This window comes from Aeromicrobium senzhongii (assembly GCF_014334735.1).
Taxonomy (GTDB): Bacteria; Actinomycetota; Actinomycetes; order Propionibacteriales; family Nocardioidaceae; genus Aeromicrobium; species Aeromicrobium senzhongii.
The window spans coordinates 1,726,871-1,747,272 of the sequence record NZ_CP060587.1 but is presented as its reverse complement, the minus strand read 5'-3'; the positions used below and the strand labels follow the sequence as shown (position 1 = coordinate 1,747,272).

Here is a 20,402-nt window from a genome sequence, read left to right as displayed (position 1 = left end):
CGGCACCGTAGCGGCCGGTGGGACGGTCCGGGTTCGATAGGATCGCGGTCGTGCCTGCCTCCGTGAACGAACTGGTCGATCTACTGGATGTCGAACAACTCGAGGTCAATCTGTTCCGGGGCGGTCAGCCGGAGAACTCCCGACTCAAGCGCGTCTTCGGTGGGCAGGTGGCGGGCCAGGCGGTCAGCGCGGCCCAGCGCACGGTGACGGACGGCAAGCAGCTGCACTCGCTGCACGTCTACTTCATCCTGGGCGGCGACCCGAGCATCCCGATCATCTACGACGTCGAGAGCGTCCGCGACGGTCGGTCGTTCGCCACGCGCCGGGTGTCGGCACGTCAGCACGGTGAGGTCATCTTCTACATGACCGCCTCGTTCCAGAAGGACGAGGCGGGCTGGGACCACCAGGACGTGCTCCCTCCGACGCCGGGGCCCGACGAGGCCACGTCGATGCTCGACCTGGTGCAGTTCATCAGCCCCGACGGCACCGAGCAGTGGCAGCAGGAGTGGGGCGGCTTCGACATGCGGTACGTGGGCGACCCGCGCCCCGAGGACGACCCGAGCCGCCAGCTCCAGCCCGTCGTGCAGCGGATGTGGTTCCGCGCGGCCGAGCAGCTGCCCGACGACCCGCAGCTGCACCGCGCGGCGTTCACGTACTACAGCGACTTCAGCCTGCTGGGCGCGGCGCTCGTGCCGCACGGCGTGCTGATCAGCTCGCCCAAGGTCCAGCCCGCGTCGCTCGACCACGTGGTGTGGTTCCACCGGCCGTTCCGGGCCGACGAGTGGCTGCTCTACGACCAGACGTCGCCCTCGGCCTCGGGTGCGCGTGGACTCAGCACGGCCCGGGTCTTCAAGCAGGACGGCACGCTGGTCGCCACGGTGGCGCAGGAGGGGCTCATCCGCCCCGCCAAGCGCCCCGAGGACCGCTGAGTCCCACGCTCGGGTGCGGCGAGCGGGGACCCAGCGGGTCGGTCAGACCGGTGTGATGCGCCCCACGAGGTGCGGGACGGACTTGCGCGAGTCACGGACGCCGAACGTCGTGACCTCGCCCTCGCTGTCGGTGCCGAACACCACCGTCGAGGGCAGCAGCACCGGCTTCTTGAACTCCACGTCGACCGTGTAGGAGTCCGGCAGACGGTTCTGCAGCGTGGCGAGGCTGTGCGCCTTCGTCCACATGCCGTGCGCGATCTGGCGCGGGAACCCGAACGCCTTGGCCGTCCACGGGTAGAGGTGGATCGGGTTGCGGTCGCCCGAGACGGCTCCGTACCGGCGGCCGAGGTCGCTGCCGAGCTTCCAGTGGACGACACCCTCGGGGGCCTCCACTCCCGCCAGGGGCGGCGCGAGGGGCTCGTCGCCGCCAGCGCGGCTGCGGAACAGGACCGTCATGGTCTCGTCCCACACCAGCTCGCCGCCGACCCGTGCCTCGCTGACCAGCGAGATGAGGCGACCCTTCGGGTGCGGCTCGTCCGACGCCGCGTGCAGGGAGAGGTCGTAGATCTCCTCCCGGCCGATCGGGCGGTACTGGGTGATGCGGTTGCGCAGGTGCACCGCGCCCATGGGCGGGAACGGGAACGCCGTGTCCGTCATGAGGCTCAGGTGCAGCGTGTGCGCCGCGATGTGCGGGTACGTCGCCGGCAGCGTCTCCGAGCGCGAGAACCCGCACACCTCGTTGTAGCGATCCAGGTGGGCCAGGTCCGTCGTGACGCGGTTGCGCCGCAGCGTCGTCTCGGGCAGCCCGCCCTTCTGGTGCTTGATCCCCGGCAGGTTGCCGACGACGGGGATCGCCGGCAAGGCCGCCTTGAGCATCAGGGGCAGCCCCGCGGGCGCCTTGTCGAACGTGCGTGTCGTCACCTCAGGCACCGAGGAAGCCCTGGCCGCAGACCCGGACCACGTTGCCGGAGATCGCCGAGGACCCCGGGTGGCAGTACCAGGCGATGGCCTCGGCGACGTCGACCGGCTGGCCGCCCTGGGACAGCGAGCTGAGTCGGCGTCCGGCCTCGCGGATGCCCAGCGGCATCGTCTTGACCATGTCGGTCTCGATGAAGCCCGGGGCGATGGCGTTGACGGTGATGCCCGCGTCGACCGTGCGCGGTGCGAGCGCCTGGACGAAGCCGATGACGCCCGCCTTGGCCGTGCCGTAGTTGGTCTGGCCGTTGTTGCCGGCGATGCCCGCGATCGACGAGATGCCGATGATCCGTCCGCCGGGACGGATCAGCTTGTTGTCGAGCAGGTGGGCGGTGATCCGCTCCGGGGCGCCGACGCTGATGTCGACGACCTTGGCCCAGTTCTCGGACTTCATGTTCTTGAGGCGCTTGTCGCGGGTGATGCCCGCGTTGTGCACCACGAAGTCCACACCGTCGCCGAGGCCCTCGGCGATCTTCTCGGGCGCGTCGTCGGCGGTGATGTCGCAGATGATCGACGAGCCGCCGAGCTCGGCCATGAGGTGCTCGAGGTCCTCGGCCAGCGGCGGGACGTCCAGACCGATGATCTGGGCGCCGTCGCGGTGCAGGGTGCGGGCCATGGCGGCACCGAGGCCACGCGAGGCGCCGGTGACCAGAGCGACCTTGCCGGCGAGCGGCTTGGCCGGATCGGCGGGGGAGTCGGCCTCGACGAGCCCCGTGGTGCCCAGGCGCACGACCTGGCCGTCGACGAAGGCGGACTTCGGCGACAGCAGGAAGGCCAGCGTCGAGCCGACGGCGTCCTTGGACTCGGGCGTGACGTAGACGAGGTTCGCGGTGCTGCCGTTCGCGCCGATCTCCTTGGCCAGCGAGCGCACGAAGCCCTCGAGGCCGCGCTGCGCGATCGCGGCGCTGACGGTCTCGGTGCGCTCGGGCAACAGGCCGATCACGACGATCTTGGCGTTGCTGGCCAGGCTGCGCAGGACCGGCGTGAAGAACTCCTGGATCGCGACGGTGCCGGCGGGGGAGTCGATGCCGGACGCGTCCAGGACCAGGCCCTGGTAGCGGCGTCCCTCGGCGCGGACGGTCGTGGTCTCGATCCCCGAGGCCTTCAACAGGCCCGGCAGGGAGTCGGCCAGCAGGCCGTTCCCGCCGACCAGGACGGGACCGTCCACGAGGGCGCCACCGCGGTATCGCTGGAGTTCCGGCGGGTTCGGCAGGCCCAGGTTCTTGACCAGGAACTGACCGATCGGGTTCTGGATCATCGACTTGTAACGGTCGCTCATCGCAGGATGTGTCCTATCTCTCGGATCTCTCGGATACCATCGGTATCTGAACGCGTTAAGGTGACTCTAGCCTGCACCCCAGGGCCACGGCAAAGGAAAGCGACGAACGTCGCAGACGAAAGGTTTCTCATGGCGAACCAGCCCTCAAAGAAGGCCGCGAAGGCCGCGTCGTCGGACGCCGACACCATCCGTCGCGTCGCGGTCATCGGTGGCAACCGCATCCCGTTCGCGCGCTCGAACACCGTCTACGCCGGCGTCTCCAACCAGGAGATGCTGACCGCGGCCCTCGACGGTCTCGTCGACCGCTTCGGCCTCGAGGGCGAGCGCGCCGGAGAGGTCGTCGCCGGCGCCGTGCTCAAGCACGCCCGCGACTTCAACCTCACCCGCGAGGTCGTCCTCGGCTCCAAGCTCTCGCCGACCACGCCCGCCACCGACATCCAGCAGGCCTGTGGCACGGGCCTGCAGGCCGCGTTCCAGGTCGCGAACAAGATCGCGCTGGGCAAGATCGACTTCGGCATCGCCGGTGGCACGGACACCACCTCCGACGCCCCGCTCGCGGTCAACGACAAGCTGCGCAAGATCCTGCTGCAGGCCAACCAGGCGAACGCCAAGGGCGACAAGAAGGCCCTCGTCAAGCTGCTGACGAAGATCCGTCCCGGCCACCTGGCTCCCGACCAGCCGCGCAACGCCGAGCCGCGTACCGGCCTGTCGATGGGCGACCACCAGGCCCTCACCACCCACGAGTGGGGCATCACCCGCGAGGCCCAGGACGAGCTGGCCGCCCGCTCGCACCAGAACCTCGCGGCCTCGTGGGAGGCGGGCTGGCAGGACGACCTCGTCACGTCCTTCAACGGCGTCGAGCGCGACACGCACCTGCGTCCGGACTCCACGGTCGAGAAGCTGGCCAAGCTCAAGCCGGTCTTCGGCAAGCAGCTCGGCGACGCCGCCACCATGACGGCCGGCAACTCCACCCCGCTGTCGGACGGCGCCTCGGTGGCGCTGCTCGCCTCGGAGGAGGAGGCCGCCCGCCGCGGCTGGGACGTCAAGGCGTTCCTGGTCGACTACGAGACGGCGGCCGTGGACTACGTCAACGGCGGCGAGGGCCTGCTGATGGCTCCGGCGTACGCGGTGCCGCGGATGCTCGAGCGCAACGGCCTGACACTGCAGGACTTCGACTTCTACGAGATCCACGAGGCGTTCGCCGGCCAGGTGCTGTCGACGCTCGCGGCGTGGGAGGACGCGGACTTCTGCAAGCAGCGCCTCGGCCTGGACGCGCCGCTGGGTGCGATCGATCGCAGCAAGCTCAACGTCAAGGGCTCGTCGCTCGCGGCCGCCCACCCGTTCGCCGCGACCGGTGGACGCATCATCGCGAACCTGGCGAAGCTGCTGGAGGAGAAGGGCTCGGGCCGTGGCCTGATCTCGATCTGCGCCGCCGGCGGCCAGGGAGTCGTCGCGATCCTCGAGCGCTGACGCTCAGCACGCAGCAGCGGGGCCGGTGGCAACAGCCACCGGCCCCGCTTCACGTCTGGGGGAGGATCAGGCCTCGGCCTCGACGATGGCCCGCACCGAGCGCTTCGCCAGCTCGACGACCTCGGGCATCGGCAGGTGCTCCATGGCGGGCAACCCGGAGTTCATCTCACGGATCGACCGCTGGAAGGTCACGAGGTTCAAGATGCCCAGGCCCTGCGTGTACATCATGTTGGCGACGAGCTCGGGGTCCTTGACGTCGAAGGCGCCCGACGCGTTGCCGGCCTCGATGGCCGAGGTGATGTGGTCGAAGCAGCGGTTGATCGCGGCACCCAGCTCGGTGAGGCGATCGAGGCTGATCTGCTCCAGCAGCTCCGAGCCGCGGTGGCGCAACAGTGACTGGGCGCAGTCCACGAACGCCGGGAACTCGCTGCCGTAGTCGAGGAACTCGACCGTGATGACGTCGATCCGCTGGGCCGGGGTGAGGTCGGACTCCTGGGACTTGGCCAGGCGCTGCTCGAGCTCGTTGAGGTAGTCGACCAGCGTCATCGCGAAGAGTTCTTCCTTCGTGGTGAAGTGCCGGTAGATGATCGCTCGGTTGATGCCGACGGCGCGGGCGATGTCCTCGATCTGGGCATCTCGCATGCGGCGCTCGTCGAAGAGCGTGCGAGTCGCGTCAAGGATTTCGCGCGTACGCTGCGCCCGGCGCTCCACGATGGCCATGACCTCGACCCTATCGGCTGGGTCAACGGTCGCCGCGCGCGCGTCGCGTGCCCCGTGGCGGCATACCTCTTGAGGTCGACCGTCCGGGGGCCTAGTGTGTCCGGCATGGCGAAGTTGGACATCCGTACGAAAACGTGTCTGGTGACGGGTGCGACCGGCGGGATCGGTGCTGCGACAGCACGGGCGCTCACTCGGGAGGGAGCCCGCCTCGTGCTGACCGATCTGGACCAGGGTGCGTTGGACGCCGTGGCCGAGGAGTTGCGTGCGGCCGGTGGCGAGGTCCTCGTCGCCACGGCGCTGGACCTCACCGACGCCGCGTCGGTGAGGTCCTTCGCCGAGGCGGTCCACGTCCGCTTCGGTCCCATGGACGTGCTGCTGAACATCGCCGGGATCTCGATCTGGGGCACGATCGACCGTCTCACCGAGGAGCACTGGCGGCGATTGATCGACATCAACCTGATGGGGCCGGTGCATGTCCTGTCGGCCTTCCTGCCGGCCATGATCGACGCGGGTCGGGGCGGCCACGTGGTGAACGTGTCCAGCGCCGCCGGCATCTTCGGCCTGCCGTGGCACGCGGCCTACAGTGCGAGCAAGTTCGGACTCCGCGGGATCTCCGAGGTGCTGCGCTTCGACCTGCGCCGCCACCGCATCGGTGTCAGCCTGGTCTGCCCCGGAGCGGTCGCCACTCCGCTGGTGCAGGGGCTGGAGGTCGTCGGGGTCGATCGCTCCGCGCCGGCGATGCAGAAGGTGGAGCAGGAGTTCCTGCGCCACGCGATCACGCCGGACGAGGCGGCCGCCGCGATCGTCAAGGGCATCGTGCGCCGCCGGTACTGGGTCTACACCTCGCGCGACATCGCGATCGGCCACTACGCCCAACGCTGGTTCCCCTGGGGGTACGTGGTCGCGATGCGGCTGCTGAACCGCAAGTTGACCCGTGCCGAGGCCCGCGCCGTGAGGGCGGCGGCGCGATGAGGACGCCGCGGGTCCGGCCCGGTCGGCTCCGCCAGCTCGGTCCGGTGAACCACCTGCTCTCGGGACTGCTCTCGCGCGGCGCGGGGGTGCGCGAGGCTCACCTCTTCACGACGCTGGGCCGCAACCGGTCGCTGTTCCGGTTCTGGCTGGCGTACTCCGGGGCTCTCATGCTGGGCGGTCGGCTGCCGCGGCGCGAGACCGAGCTGGTCATCCTGCGGGTCGCGCATCGCTGTGACAGCGACTACGAGCGTCGTCACCACGTGCGCCTGGGGCACCGGGCCGGCCTGACGGCGACCGAACTGGAGCGCACCGCCGTGGACGACCTGACCGGGTGGAGGCCCGCCGACGCCGTCCTGCTCGAGGCGACCGACCTGCTGATGGCCACGGACGACCTCGACGACGCCGCATGGCGTCGCTTGCGGGCGTACTGGGACGAGCGTCAGGCGATCGAGTTCTGCCTGTTGGTCGGGCAGTACCGCGGCCTGGCCGCCACGATCCGGGTGCTGGGGATCGCGCCCGACCGCTGAGCCGTCTTCGGAGGCGTAACTGTCGGTGCGGGTCCGTAGGCTGGAACCATGAGACCAGTCTCCGAGCTCAGGCGGCAGGTGGCGCCGTTCGAGGTCGTCTCCGAGTACCAGCCCGCCGGCGATCAGCCCGCCGCGATCGCCGAGATCACGAAGCGGATCCAGGGCGGCACGAACGACGTCGTGCTCATGGGCGCGACCGGTACCGGCAAGACGGCCACCACCGCGTGGTTGGCCGAGCAGCTGCAGCGCCCCATGCTCGTCATGCTCCCCAACAAGACGCTTGCTGCGCAGTTCGCCAACGAGCTGCGCGAACTGCTGCCGAACAACGCGGTCGAGTACTTCGTCTCGTACTACGACTACTACCAACCCGAGGCGTACATCGCCCAGAGCGACACGTACATCGAGAAGGACTCCTCGATCAACGAGGAGGTCGAGCGGCTGCGGCACTCGGCCACGTGGTCCCTGCTCACCCGCCGCGACGTCATCGTCGTGGCCACCGTGTCGTGCATCTACGGCCTCGGCTCGGCTCAGGAGTACCTCGAGCGCCGGATCGGCTTCAAGGTCGGTGACGAGATGGGGCGCGACCACCTGCTGCGCACGCTCGTGCAGGCCCAGTACGTCCGCAACGACGTCAGCTCCACGCGCGGCACCTTCCGGGTCAAGGGCGACACCGTCGAGATCTTCCCCGTCTACCAGGAGATGGCGGTGCGGGTCGAGTTCTTCGGGGACGAGATCGAGCGCCTCATGACGCTCCACCCGCTGACGGGCGAGATCCTCAGCGACGACCAGGAGCTCTACGTCGGCGCCGCCACGCACTACGCGGCCGGCCCCGAGACGATGGCGCGCGCGATCGAGCGGATCAAGATCGAGCTCGAGGAGCGCCTCGAGGTGCTCGAGCGCGAGAACAAGCTGCTCGAGGCCCAGCGACTGCGCATGCGCACCACCTACGACCTCGAGATGATGGAGCAGGTCGGCACCTGCTCGGGCATCGAGAACTACTCGCTCCACATGGATGGCCGCCCGCCGGGCTCGGCCCCCAACTGCCTGCTCGACTACTTCCCCCAGGACTTCGTGCTCGTCGTCGATGAGTCCCACGTGACGATCCCGCAGATCGGCGCGATGTACGAGGGCGACATGAGCCGCAAGCGGTCCCTCGTCGAGCACGGCTTCCGGCTGCCCAGCGCCATGGACAACCGGCCGCTGAAGTGGCCCGAGTTCCTCGAGCGGATCGGCCAGACGGTCTACCTGTCGGCCACCCCGGGCAACTACGAGATGGAGAAGGTCGGCGGCGACGTCGTCGAGCAGGTCATCCGCCCGACCGGTCTGATCGACCCCGAGGTCATCGTCAAGCCGACGAAGGGCCAGATCGACGACCTCATCGGCGAGATCAACGACCGCGTCGCCAAGAACGAGCGCGTCCTGGTCACCACGCTCACCAAGAAGATGTCCGAGGACCTCACGGACTACCTGCTCGAGGCCGGCATCCGCACCCGCTACCTGCACAGCGAGGTCGACACGCTGCGTCGCGTCGAGCTGCTCCGTGAGTTGCGCATGGGCGAGTACGACGTCCTGGTCGGCATCAACCTGCTGCGCGAGGGTCTCGACCTGCCCGAGGTCAGCCTCGTGGCGATCCTCGACGCCGACAAGGAGGGGTTCTTGCGCTCGGGCCGCTCGCTCATCCAGACGATCGGTCGCGCGGCGCGCAACGTGTCGGGCCAGGTCATCATGTACGCCGACCGGATCACCGACTCGATGGCGATGGCGATCGACGAGACCAACCGTCGCCGGATCAAGCAGGTCGCGTACAACACCGAGCGGGGCATCGATCCGCAGCCGCTGCGCAAGAAGATCGGCGACATCACCGACATGCTCGCCCGTGAGGACGAGGACACGCGGGCGCTGTTGGCCGCGACGGGCGATCACAAGCGCCGGGGCGCCGCGGTGCCGTTGGGCCAGCACACGAAGGATCTCGCCGACCTGCCGTCGGGGGAGTTGGCCTCGCTCATCGACCAACTGTCCGAACAGATGCACCAGGCGGCCGCGGACCTGCAGTTCGAGGTCGCGGCGCGACTCCGCGACGAGATCAGCGATCTCAAGCGCGAACTGCGCGGGATGATCAGCGCCGGGACCTGAGTTCGCGCGGCCTGCGTTCGGCTGTCAGACTTGACCGTGGAGGGGAGTATTCCCATCATCGGCGTGTCGTCAGCACGGAGGTCCTCGCGGGCCACCCGGGGCGCCGGACCGGTCATCGTCTGCAGCCCGGTGGAAGAGACCTCCGAGTCCACATGACCCGGAGAGAGAAGCAGAGGACCGCCTGTGAACGTCAGCATGCTCGAATGGGGAGTCACCCTCGCGGTGACCATCGCCATCCTGCTGTTCGACATCGTCGTGATCGCCCGTAAACCGCACGAGCCCTCGACGAAGGAGTGCGCGGTCTACCTGTCGATCTACATCGGCCTGGCCGTCGCCTTCGGTGCCTGGGTCTGGGCCTTCCACGGCCAGCAGTTCGGCATCGAGTTCTACGCCGGATGGTTGACCGAGTACAGCCTCTCGATCGACAACCTGTTCATCTTCATCATCATCATGAGCAGCTTCGCCGTCCCGCGGAAGTACCAGCAGGAGGCGCTGCTCGTCGGCATCATCCTGGCGCTGGTGTTCCGCGGCATCTTCATCGCGCTCGGCGCGGTGGCGATCAACGAGTTCTCGTGGGTCTTCTACATCTTCGGTGCGTTCCTGCTCTACACGGCCGTCAAGCTGGCCGCGGACAAGGACGAGGAGGACGACGCCGAGAACGCCGTCGTCCGGTTCGCCCGCAACCGCTTCAACATGAGTGACACGTGGGACGGCCTCAAGCTCGTCGTCCGCGAGAACGGCCGTCGCGCCATCACCCCCATGGCGCTGGTCATCATCGCCCTGGGCACCACCGACATCCTGTTCGCGCTCGACTCGATCCCGGCGATCTTCGGCCTGACCAAGGAGCCGTACATCGTCTTCACCGCGAACGTGTTCGCGCTGATGGGCCTGCGCCAGCTGTACTTCCTGCTCGGCGACCTGCTGCAGCGCCTGGTGTTCCTGTCGTACGGCCTGGCGTTCCTGCTGTTCTACATCGGCATCAAGCTCGTGCTCCACGCCCTGCACGAGAACGAGCTGCCGTTCATCAACGGCGGCCATCCGGTGCACCACATCGGGCCGGTCCCGATCCCCGAGGTGCCGACGCTGCTGAGTCTGGGCGTCATCATCGCGACGCTGACCATCACGGCCGTGGCCAGTCTCTGGTACTCCAAGAAGTACCCGGACCGCATCGGACACTGACCGCGGGACGGCCGCTCAAGGGATGTCGTGCGGCGGCAGGTCGTCGGGTGCGCCGACCTGCAGCCGCTCGCCCCGGCGTCGGCTGAGCAGGTACATCGGCACGGACAGCACCAGGCCGATCGCCAGCAGGATCCCGGCGATCTCGTACTGCGAGCCCGGCCGTCCTGACAACGGCGTCACGAGGTAGACGCACGTCACCACGCCGAGTAGGGCGATCGGGGCCCGGGTCCTGAAGTGGGAGTGCTCGACCCGGTCCTTGCGCAGGATCAGGACGGCCGTGTTCACCACGGCGAAGACCGCCAGCAGCAGGAGGCTGGTCGTGCCGCCGAGCACCTGGACCGCCTCGTCGCTCGCGTTCGACACGTAGGCGATCAGGCCCAGGGAGAGCACGGTGGTGAATGCGATCGCCAGCCACGGCGTCTGGCGTCGGCTCACTCGGGCGAGGCTGTGGGGGATGACCCCCTGCTTGGCCATGCCGTAGAGCAGGCGGCTGGCCATCAGCATGTTGATCAGGGCCGAGTTGGCCACGGCGAACATCGAGATGAAGGGCAGGATGTCGTCGATCGGCATACCGGGGGCGCCCCGCTCGACCACCGTGACCAGCGGGGTGTCGTTCCCGGCGAGCTCGCCGACCGGTACGAGCGCGACCGCGCAGATCGAGACCAGGATGTAGATCGTTCCGGTGACGCCCAGTCCGGTCAGCATGATCTTGGGGAAGATCCGGTTCGGCTCGTGGCACTCCTCGGCCATGTTGACGGCGTCCTCGAAGCCGACCATCGCGAAGAACGCCAACGAGGTGGCGGTGGTCACGGCGAGGAAGACGCTCTTGTCGTCCGGGGTGTCGAACGCGACGACCGCGCCCCAGTCGGCGTCGCCGCCGGCGACGGCGTAGAGCCCGACCAGGATCACCAGCAGCAGGCCTGACAGCTCGATGAGGGTCAGCACGACATTGGTCTTGACGCCCTCACTGACGCCACGCAGGTTGATCGCGGCGATCAGCAGCATGAAAGCCAGGGCGATCGCCATGACCTGCAGGTTCGAGGCCTCCCAGTCGATCCCCACGGCGAGGTTCGCGGCGAAGGCGCGCGAGGCGGTCGACGCCGACGTGATGCCCGAGCACATGACGGTGAAGGCGACGATGAACGTCAGGAAGTGGATGCCGAACGCCTTGTGCACGTAGAGCGCCGCACCGGCCGCCTGCGGATACTTCGTGACGAGCTCGAGGTAGGACAGCGCCGTCAGCAGCGCCACCGCGAACGCGACCGCGAAGGGCAGCCAGGCCGCTCCGCCGACCTCGGCGGCCACCTGCCCGGTCAACGCGTAGACGCCGGTGCCGAGGATGTCGCCGATGATGAAGAGCAACAAGAGTTTCGGGCCCAGGACACGCCGCAGTTCCGTGGGCTGTTCGGGTTGATCGGTCGTCGACGCCATGGATCCCCCTCAGGTTGTGCCTACAGAGTCGCGCCGCGTGTCCGATCCGGCAACCCCGACCGATATCGTGTGTCGGGTGAGATGGTTGCGGGAAGTCCGCGCGCGGGTGGTGACGTCGGTGGCCCGACGCCATGTGGCCAAGCGCGGCATCGACCTCGCGAGCTTCACGTTCATCCCCGAGCCGACGAAGACGCCGCTGCAACGGGTGGGTCTGGACCCGGTGCCGCGACTGGCGCAGATCCGCGACTCCGGACCCCTGCACCGCCTGGATCTGCCGTTCGACTTCACGGCGTACCTCGTCACCGGTCACGAGCAGGCGCGCGAGGTCCTCACGGCCCGCGACATCTACTCGACGGACATCCGTCACCTGTTCTCCGGCGACGGGCCGGCGACCTCGGACGACATCGGGGGACTGGGCTTCACCGATCCGCCGGTCCACACGCGCCTGCGCAAGATCATCACGCCCGAGTTCACGATGCGCCGCCTCGCCCGGCTGGAGCCGTTGATCGAGCAGTTCGTCGACCGTGCCCTGGACGACCTCGAGGCCGCCGGCCCCGGGGCGGATCTGGCGAAGGTGCTGGCGTTCCCCATCCCGTTCAACACGATCTGCGCCCTGCTGGGCCTGGACTACGAGGACCGGCAGGCCTTCGCCAAACTGGGTAGCGCGCGGTTCGACGCGACCAACGGGGGAGCGGCCGCCTTCGGCGCCGTCTCGGAGCAGCGCGAGTTCCTGTTCGACGCGGTGGCACGCCAGCGCAAGGAGCCCGGGCCCGGCCTGATCGGCCAGATCATCCGCAACGAGGGCGACACGATCACCGATCACGACCTCGCCGGGCTGGCCGACGGTGTCTTCACCGGCGGGTACGAGACGACCGCGGGCATGATCGCCCTCAGCACGATCGTGCTGACCCGTGACCCCGCCTACGCCGAGCTGGTCCGCAGCGGCGACCGCAAGACCCTCGACCGGGTCATCGAAGAGCTGCTGCGCTACTTCTCGGTCGTGCAGGTGGCGTTCCCGCGCTTCGCCAAGCAGGACATGGAGCTCTTCGGCGAGTCGATCAAGGCCGGCGACGTCCTGCTGGTCTCGCTCAGCGGCGCCAACCGCGACGGGGTCAGTGCCGGGGACCAGCCCGACGTGTTCGACCCGGCGCGGGTCCCGGCGAGCGGGCACCTCGCGTTCGGCCACGGCATCCACCGGTGCATCGGGGCCGAGCTGGCCCGGATGGAGCTGCGGATCGCGCTGCCGAAGCTGCTGAACCGATTCCCCGATCTCGCCCTGGCCGTGCCGGAGTCCGACCTCGAGTTCCGTCAGCTCAGCTTCGTCTTCGGGATCGAGTCCCTTCCCGTCACCTTCTAGGCTCGAGGGTTCACTGCGACGCAACCATGGCGGAGCAGCGGAACGCTACCATCCGCGGGCGCGCCAGTCCGGCACGCTCGCGCGCTCGGCGCCGAGCGTCGAGTCGTCGCCGTGGCCCGGGTAGAACCACGTGTCGTCGTCGAACCGGTCGAAGATCTTCGTCTCGACGTCGTTGACGAGACGGATGAAGTCGTCGGGGGACCAGGTCCGCCCGACGCCCCCGGGGAACAGGGAGTCCCCGGTGAAGAGGTGGGTGATGCCGTCGGGGTCGTCGTAGGCCAGCACGATGGAGCCCGGCGTGTGGCCGACGATCTCGATCACCTCCAGCTCGCACGAGCCGACCCGTACGCGGGCGCCGGTCCGGACCCGCACGTCGACCGGGACCGGCAGCTCGTCGGCGTCGTCCTCACCGGCGACGGTCTCGGCGCCGGTGGCCTCGACCACCGCGGAGAGGGCCTGCCAGTGGTCGCCGTGGCGATGGGTCGTGACGACGCGGGCGAGGCCACCGTCGCCGATCAGCTCGAGCAGTCTCGGAGCCTCGTCGGCGGCGTCGATCAGCACCTGCTCACCCGTGAGGGCGCAGCGCAGGAGATAGGCGTTGTTGGCCATCGGACCCACGGCGATCTTGGTGATCTGCAGGTCGCCGGCCTCGCGGGTGTCGGGCGGACCGCCGACGGTGACCTCTCCGGTGTACGTCATGGTTCCGAGCCTATCCGTCGAGAGGTTTCTGTCAGGCTCGGTCAGTACGCTGGATAGGTGGCTGATCGTCTCGTAGTCCGGGGTGCCCGCGAGCACAACCTGAAGGATGTCTCCGTCGATCTACCCCGGGACTCCCTCATCGTCTTCACCGGCCTGTCCGGTTCCGGCAAGTCGTCCCTGGCGTTCGACACCATCTTCGCCGAGGGCCAGCGCCGTTACGTCGAGTCGCTCTCGGCGTATGCACGCCAGTTCCTGGGGCAGATGGACAAGCCGGACGTCGACTTCATCGAGGGTCTGTCGCCCGCGGTCTCGATCGACCAGAAGTCGACGTCGCGCAACCCGCGCTCGACGGTCGGCACGATCACCGAGGTCTACGACTACCTGCGCCTGCTCTACGCGCGCGCCGGCCGGGCCCACTGCCCGACCTGCGGCGAGCCGATCGCCCGCCAGACCCCCCAGCAGATCGTCGACCGCATCCAGTCCGGCGAGGAGGGCACCAAGTTCCAGGTGCTCGCGCCGGTCATCCGCGGTCGCAAGGGCGAGTACGTCGAGCTGTTCCGCCAGCTCCAGCAGGGCGGCTTCAGCCGCGCCATCGTCAACGGCGAGATGCACATGCTCGCCGACGAGCCGCCGAAGCTGGCCAAGCAGAAGAAGCACACGATCGAGGTCGTGGTCGACCGCCTCACCGTCAAGCCCTCGTCCAAGCAGCGCCTGACCGAGTCCGTCGAGACGGCGCTGGGTCTGGCCGACGGCCTGGTCATCATCGACTACGTGGGGCTGGACGAGGACGACCCGAACCGGCGCCGCCGCTTCTCCGAGAAGCTCGCGTGCCCGAACGACCACCCGCTCCAGGTCGACGAGCTCGAGCCCCGCTCGTTCTCGTTCAACGCGCCCTACGGCGCGTGCCCCGAGTGCCACGGTCTGGGCTCGCGCAAGGAGGTCGACGCCGAGCTGCTCGTGCCCGACCCCGAGAAGACGCTGGCCGAAGGCGCGATCACGGCGTGGAGCTACACCCAGGTGTCGGACTACTTCCTGCGGCTCATGCGCTCCCTGGGCGACGAGATGGGCTTCGACGTCGACACTCCGTGGCGCGACCTGTCGCCCGAGGTCCAGGACGCCCTCATGAACGGGCACTCCACCAAGGTCCACGTCCAGTACAAGAACCGGTACGGCCGCCAGCGCTCCTACTGGGCCGAGTTCGAGGGCGCCCGCGCGTTCGTCGAGCGGCGCCACTCCGAGACCGACTCCGACACCAGCCGCGAGCGGCTCGAGGGCTTCATGCGCGAGGTCCCGTGCCCGACCTGCAAGGGCACTCGGCTCAAGCCGGTGATCCTCGCGGTCACGCTCGAGTCCGAGAAGTTCGGCGAGAAGAACATCGCCGAGGTCTGCCACCTGTCGATCGCCGAGGCGGCCGAGTACCTGCAGACCCTGGTCATGACCGACCGCGAGCGCCAGATCGGCGAGCGGGTGCTCAAGGAGATCCACGAGCGCCTGCGCTTCCTGCTCGACGTGGGCCTGGACTACCTGGCCCTCGACCGTGCGGCGGGCTCGCTGTCCGGTGGCGAGGCTCAGCGCATCCGGCTCGCCACCCAGATCGGTGCCGGACTGGTCGGCGTTCTGTACGTGCTGGACGAGCCGTCCATCGGCCTGCACCAGCGCGACAACCACCGGTTGATCGAGACGCTCGTGCGACTCAAGAAGCTCGGCAACACGCTCATCGTCGTCGAGCACGACGAGGACACGATCCGCGCGTCGGACTGGGTCGTCGACATCGGTCCCGGCGCCGGCGAGCACGGGGGACAGGTCATCGTCTCGGGCACCGTCGACGAGCTGCTGGCCAACCCCGACTCCATGACGGGCGCGTACCTGTCTGGCCGCGCCTCGATCCCGGTGCCCGAGACGCGTCGCCCGCGCGACAAGTCCCGCCAGCTCACGGTCAAGGGCGCCCGCGAGAACAACCTGCGCAACGTCGACGTCTCGTTCCCGCTGGGTCAGCTGGTCTCGGTCACCGGCGTGTCCGGCTCGGGCAAGTCGACCTTGGTCAACGACATCCTCTACACCTCGCTCGCCCGCCAGATCTACAAGGCGCGCACGATCCCCGGTCGGCACCGCACGATCGAGGGCACCGAGAATGTCGACAAGGTGATTCACGTCGACCAGTCGCCGATCGGCCGCACCCCGCGGTCGAACCCGGCCACGTACACCGGCGTCTTCGACCACGTGCGCAAGCTCTTCGCGCAGACGCCCGAGGCCAAGATGCGCGGGTACCAGCAGGGCCGGTTCTCGTTCAACATCAAGGGCGGCCGGTGCGAGGCGTGCCGCGGCGACGGCACGATCAAGATCGAGATGAACTTCCTGCCGGACGTCTACGTCCCGTGCGAGGTCTGCCACGGTGCGCGGTACAACCGCGAGACGCTCGAGGTCCGCTACAAGGGACGCACGATCGCCGAGGTCCTGGACATGCCGATCGAGGAGGCCGTCGACTTCTTCGAGGCCATCCCGGCCATCGCCCGCCACCTGCGCACCCTGGTCGACGTCGGTCTGGGCTACGTCCGCCTGGGCCAGCCCGCCCCGACGCTGTCCGGCGGCGAGGCGCAGCGCGTCAAGCTCGCGTCCGAGCTGCAGAAGCGGTCCACCGGCCGCACGGTGTACGTGCTCGACGAGCCGACCACGGGTCTGCACTTCGAGGACATCCGCAAGCTGCTGATCGTGCTGCAGCGCCTCGTCGACACCGGCAACTCCGTGATCGTCATCGAGCACAACCTCGACGTCATCAAGGCCTCGGACTGGATCATCGACATGGGTCCCGAGGGCGGCAGCGGCGGCGGCATGGTCGTCGCCGAGGGCACCCCCGAGGACGTGGCGGCGCATCCGGAGTCCCACACCGGCCGGTTCCTCAAGCCCCTGCTGTCATGAGCCCGGTCGCGGTGACCGGGCACCTAGGGTGGGACCGTGGCTGATCCGTCGACCTACCGCCCGCGGCCGGGTGAGATCCCGACGAGTCCGGGGGTCTACCGGTTCCGTGACGAGCAGGGACGGGTCATCTACGTCGGCAAGGCCAAGAGCCTGCGGCCGCGGCTGAGCTCGTACTTCCAGGACCTCGGCAACCTGCATCCCCGCACGCACCAGATGGTCACCACGGCCGCGTCGGTCGACTGGACGGTGGTCAACACCGAGGTCGAGGCGCTGGCGCTGGAATACTCCTGGATCAAGGAGTTCGACCCGCGCTTCAACGTCAAGTACCGCGACGACAAGTCGTACCCGTGGCTGGCGGTGACGGTGGGGGAGGAGATCCCGCGCGTGCTCGTCATGCGCGGCGCCCAGCGCAAGGGCGTGCGCTACTTCGGGCCCTACGGTCACGCCTGGGCCATCCGCGACACCGTCGACACGTTGCTGCGGGTCTTCCCGATGCGCTCGTGCAGCGCCGGCGTGTTCAAGCGGGCCAAGGCGGCCGGACGTCCGTGCCTGCTCGGTGACATCGGCAAGTGCTCGGCGCCGTGCGTCGGCCGGGTCTCGCCCGAGGAGCACCGCAAGATCGTCGACGACTTCCTGGCGTTCATGGGCGGTCAGACCGCCGGGTTCGAGCGGGGGATCGAGCAGCGCATGCGCGACGCCGCCGCGGCCCAGGAGTACGAGCTCGCGGCCAAGTACCGCGACGACCTGATGGCGATGCGGCGTGTCCTGGAGAAGCAGTCCGTCGTGCTCGGCGACGGCACCGATGCCGACGTGCTCGGCTTCGTCGACGACCCGCTCGAGGTCGCCGTCCAGATCTTCAACGTCCGCGGCGGCCGCATCCGCGGTCAGCGCGGCTGGGTGGCCGACAAGGGCGACGACGCCGGTCTGCCGGAGCTGGTCCAGAGCGCCCTGATGACGCTGTACTCCGACGTGGCGCCCTCGGCGATCCCGCGTGAGGTGCTCGTCCCCGAGCTGCCGGCCGATCACGACGCCGTCGCCGAGCTGCTCACCGAGCGCCGCGGCGGCAAGGTCACGCTGCGGGTGCCTCGCCGCGGTGACAAGCGGGCGCTGCTCGAGACCGTCGAGCAGAACGCCAAGCAGTCCATGGCCCGTCACAAGCTCAAGCGGTCCGGCGACCTCACGACACGGAGCCGGGCCCTGGAGGAGATCCAGGTGGCGCTCGAGCTGCCGGCTCCGCCTCTGCGCATCGAGTGCTTCGACGTCTCGAACCTGCAGGGCACCGAGATCGTCGCGTCGATGGTGGTCTTCGAGGACGGACTGCCGCGCAAGTCCGAGTACCGCCGGTTCACCGTCCGTCACGAGGGCCAGAGCGACGTCGCCGCGATGCACGAGGTCATCACGCGCCGGTTCACGCACCACCTGCGGGCGGTCGAGCGCCAGGGCGAGACCGAGCCCGGGATCGATCCCGAGACCGGCAAGCCGCGCCGCTTCGCCTACGCGCCGTCCCTCGTCGTGGTCGACGGTGGACCGCCCCAGGTCGAGGCCGCCCGGCAGGCGATGGAGGCCCTCGGTGTGACCGGCGTGGCGCTGTGCGGTCTGGCCAAGCGCCTCGAGGAGGTGTGGCTGCCCGGCGAGGAGGACCCGGTGATCCTGCCGCGCACCAGCGAGGGCCTCTACCTGCTGCAGCGCGTGCGCGACGAGGCGCACCGCTTCGCCATCACCCACCACCGCCAACGGCGCAGCAAGTCCATGGTCGAGAGCCTGCTCGATCCGGTGCCCGGACTGGGCGAGACGCGGCGTCGTGCCCTCATGCGTCACTTCGGTTCACTGAAGAAACTGCGGGCGGCGAGTGTGGAGGAGATCACGGTCGTCCCCGGGATCGGCCCGGCTACGGCAGAATCCATCGTGGCGGCACTCCACGAGGGAGAGTCGCCGGCCCCGGCGGTCAACATGGCCACCGGCGAGATCCTGGAGGACTGAGACCGACCATGACCAAGCTGACCGAGTTCGTCCTCGTCACCGGCATGACCGGCGCGGGCCGCAGCACCGCCGCCAAGGCGCTGGAGAAGCTCGGCTACTACGTGGTCGACAACCTGCCCCCGGGCATGCTCGAGGAGCTCGTCGCCTCGGTCGACGCCGCCGAGGACATCGACCGCCTCGCCGTCGTGGTCGACTCGAGGTCCCGCACGTTCTTCTTCGGGCTGGTCGACGCCATCGAGGCCGTGCTGGACGCGGGGATCAACGTCCGGACCCTCTACCTCGAGGCCGCCGACGAGGTGCTCGTGCGCCGCCAGGAGGCCGCCCGCCGTCCCCACCCGCTCAGCCGTCAGGGCCGGCTCATGGACGGATTCGTCCGCGAGCGTGAGCTGTTGCGTGCCATCCGGGGACGGGCCGACCTCGTCATCGACACGAGCCGGCTCAATGTCCACCAGCTGGCCCACCGGGTCCGCCAGACCTTCGAGGTCGAGGACGAACGCGGCCTGCACGTCACGATCGTCTCCTTCGGCTTCAAGTACGGGATCCCGATCGACGCCGACATGGTCGCCGACATGCGGTTCCTGCCGAACCCCTACTGGATCGAGGAGCTCCGCCCGCTCAGCGGCCAGGACGATCCGGTGCGCGAGTACGTCTACGTCCAGGACCGCGCCCAGGACTTCCTCGACCGGTACGTCGAGTTGCTGTCGATGATCACGAACGGGTTCCTGCGTGAGGACAAGCTGTTCCTCACCGTCGGCATCGGCTGCACGGGTGGGCGCCATCGCAGTGTCGCCATGGCCGAGGCCCTCGACGAGCGACTGCGCGCGCAGCAGGTGCGCACCCTGGTGGTCCACCGCGACCTGGGCCGGGAATGAGCCCCGCACGCGACGGCGGCCCCGCGGTCGTCGCGCTGGGCGGGGGACACGGGCTGGCGGCGACGCTGTCGGCCCTGCGTCGGGTCACGCACCACCTCACCGGCATCGTCACCGTCGCGGACAACGGGGGCTCGTCGGGGCGGCTCCGCACCGAGTTCGGCATCCTGCCGCCCGGTGACCTGCGGATGGCGCTCGCGGCGTTGTGCGGCGACGACGACTGGGGCCGGGCCTGGGCCGAGATCCTGCAGCACCGCTTCGGGGGAGACGGGCCCCTGGCGGGCCACCCCGTCGGCAATCTGCTGCTGGCGGCGCTGTGGGACATGGAGGGCGACCAGGTGTCCGGCCTGGACCTCGTCGCCGAGCTGCTCGGCGCGCGCGGTCGTGTCCTGCCGATGGCCAACGTGCCGCTCGACATCGAGGCCGACGTCGAGTTCGGCTCGCCCGAGCACGTCGAGCTCGTCCGCGGGCAGGTCGAGGTCGCGACGACCTCCGGTCGGATCCTGGGCGTGCGCCTCGACCCGGCGAATCCGCCGGCGTGCCCCCAGGCCGTTGCGGCACTGGACAGCGCGGAGTGGGTGACGATCGGGCCGGGGTCGTGGTTCACCAGCGTGATGCCCACCCTGCTGGTCCCGCAGCTGCGCCAGGCGCTGCTGCGCACGCCGGCCAAGCGGGCCCTGGTGCTGAATCTCGTCGGGCAACCGGGCGAGACCGAGCACCTGAGCCCGGCGGAGCACCTGGAGGTGCTCGCCGCCCATGCGCCGGATCTGCACCTGGACGTCGTGGTCGCCGACGCGCACACCACGGTCGACGTTCCTTCGCTTCAGCACGCCGCCCGGGCGCTGGGCGCCGAGCTCGTGATGGCGGACGTGCGGTCGTCCACCCGGCCCGATCAGCACGATCCACAGGCCCTCGCCGAGGTCTTTGCCACCACGTTCGCCCCAGGGTCACCAACGCAGGCATAGA

At 69.2% G+C, this 20,402-nt stretch carries 16 protein-coding genes; 11 read left to right on the top strand and 5 right to left on the bottom strand.

What is annotated here, in order from left to right:
- The first annotated feature begins 50 nt into the window (after positions 1-50).
- On the top strand, positions 51-929 hold the full coding sequence (locus H9L21_RS08735) for an acyl-CoA thioesterase (protein WP_187411385.1): 879 nt from the start codon (positions 51-53) through the stop codon (positions 927-929).
- Between the two features lie 42 nt (positions 930-971).
- On the opposite strand, the gene H9L21_RS08730 is transcribed toward H9L21_RS08735, so the two are convergent.
- Positions 972-1,850 (bottom strand): MaoC/PaaZ C-terminal domain-containing protein, encoded by an 879-nt coding sequence (locus H9L21_RS08730; protein ID WP_222865746.1) that lies wholly within the window; start codon positions 1,848-1,850, stop codon positions 972-974.
- A 1-nt stretch (position 1,851) separates the two neighbouring features.
- Positions 1,852-3,183, bottom strand: a complete 1,332-nt coding sequence (locus H9L21_RS08725) for a 3-oxoacyl-ACP reductase (protein WP_154594855.1) — start codon at positions 3,181-3,183, stop codon at positions 1,852-1,854.
- A 129-nt stretch (positions 3,184-3,312) separates the two neighbouring features.
- On the opposite strand from H9L21_RS08725, the gene H9L21_RS08720 reads away from it, so the two are divergent.
- The gene (locus H9L21_RS08720) at positions 3,313-4,653 is read left to right on the top strand and encodes an acetyl-CoA C-acetyltransferase (protein ID WP_154594856.1); all 1,341 of its coding nucleotides are present in this window, start codon (positions 3,313-3,315) and stop codon (positions 4,651-4,653) included.
- A gap of 66 nt (positions 4,654-4,719) precedes the next feature.
- On the opposite strand, the gene H9L21_RS08715 is transcribed toward H9L21_RS08720, so the two are convergent.
- Entirely contained in the window at positions 4,720-5,373 is a 654-nt protein-coding gene (locus tag H9L21_RS08715) for a TetR/AcrR family transcriptional regulator (protein WP_154594857.1), read from the bottom strand.
- Between the two features lie 105 nt (positions 5,374-5,478).
- Between H9L21_RS08715 and H9L21_RS08710 the strand changes: the two genes are divergently transcribed.
- The 4 genes from H9L21_RS08710 (at position 5,479) to H9L21_RS08695 (ending at position 10,184) form a co-directional block, all read left to right on the top strand.
- Positions 5,479-6,345, top strand: coding sequence for an SDR family oxidoreductase (locus tag H9L21_RS08710; RefSeq protein WP_154594858.1), 867 nt, complete (start codon positions 5,479-5,481; stop codon positions 6,343-6,345).
- Entirely contained in the window at positions 6,342-6,872 is a 531-nt protein-coding gene (locus H9L21_RS08705; RefSeq protein WP_154594859.1) for a carboxymuconolactone decarboxylase family protein, read from the top strand. The genes H9L21_RS08710 and H9L21_RS08705 overlap by 4 nt, the downstream gene beginning before the upstream one ends.
- Positions 6,873-6,920: 48 nt before the next feature.
- Positions 6,921-9,005, top strand: a complete 2,085-nt coding sequence (gene uvrB / locus H9L21_RS08700; protein ID WP_154594860.1) for an excinuclease ABC subunit UvrB — start codon at positions 6,921-6,923, stop codon at positions 9,003-9,005.
- Positions 9,006-9,188: 183 nt separating this feature from the next.
- A complete protein-coding gene (locus H9L21_RS08695) occupies positions 9,189-10,184 on the top strand; it encodes a TerC family protein (protein WP_187411383.1) in 996 nt (331 codons plus the stop codon).
- A gap of 15 nt (positions 10,185-10,199) precedes the next feature.
- Here H9L21_RS08695 and H9L21_RS08690 read toward each other — a convergent pair whose 3' ends face one another.
- Positions 10,200-11,615, bottom strand: coding sequence for an APC family permease (locus tag H9L21_RS08690; protein ID WP_154594861.1), 1,416 nt, complete (start codon positions 11,613-11,615; stop codon positions 10,200-10,202).
- Positions 11,616-11,733: 118 nt separating this feature from the next.
- On the opposite strand from H9L21_RS08690, the gene H9L21_RS08685 reads away from it, so the two are divergent.
- Entirely contained in the window at positions 11,734-12,972 is a 1,239-nt protein-coding gene (locus H9L21_RS08685) for a cytochrome P450 (protein WP_255467016.1), read from the top strand.
- Between the two features lie 45 nt (positions 12,973-13,017).
- On the opposite strand, the gene H9L21_RS08680 is transcribed toward H9L21_RS08685, so the two are convergent.
- A complete protein-coding gene (locus tag H9L21_RS08680) occupies positions 13,018-13,671 on the bottom strand; it encodes an MBL fold metallo-hydrolase (protein ID WP_154594862.1) in 654 nt (217 codons plus the stop codon).
- 57 nt (positions 13,672-13,728) lie between these two features.
- Between H9L21_RS08680 and uvrA the strand changes: the two genes are divergently transcribed.
- The 4 genes from uvrA to H9L21_RS08660 are packed head-to-tail and all read left to right on the top strand — an operon-like array spanning position 13,729 to position 20,401.
- Positions 13,729-16,587 carry an excinuclease ABC subunit UvrA gene (gene uvrA, locus H9L21_RS08675; protein WP_187411381.1) on the top strand — a complete coding sequence of 953 codons (2,859 nt, stop codon included), beginning with the start codon at positions 13,729-13,731 and terminating at the stop codon, positions 16,585-16,587.
- Positions 16,588-16,623: 36 nt separating this feature from the next.
- Positions 16,624-18,567 (top strand): excinuclease ABC subunit UvrC, encoded by a 1,944-nt coding sequence (uvrC, locus tag H9L21_RS08670; protein WP_187411380.1) that lies wholly within the window; start codon positions 16,624-16,626, stop codon positions 18,565-18,567.
- Positions 18,568-18,575: 8 nt separating this feature from the next.
- Entirely contained in the window at positions 18,576-19,439 is an 864-nt protein-coding gene (gene rapZ, locus H9L21_RS08665; protein ID WP_154594863.1) for an RNase adapter RapZ, read from the top strand.
- Entirely contained in the window at positions 19,436-20,401 is a 966-nt protein-coding gene (locus H9L21_RS08660) for a gluconeogenesis factor YvcK family protein (protein WP_154594864.1), read from the top strand. The genes rapZ and H9L21_RS08660 overlap by 4 nt, the downstream gene beginning before the upstream one ends.
- The last annotated feature ends 1 nt before the right edge of the window (position 20,402 follow it).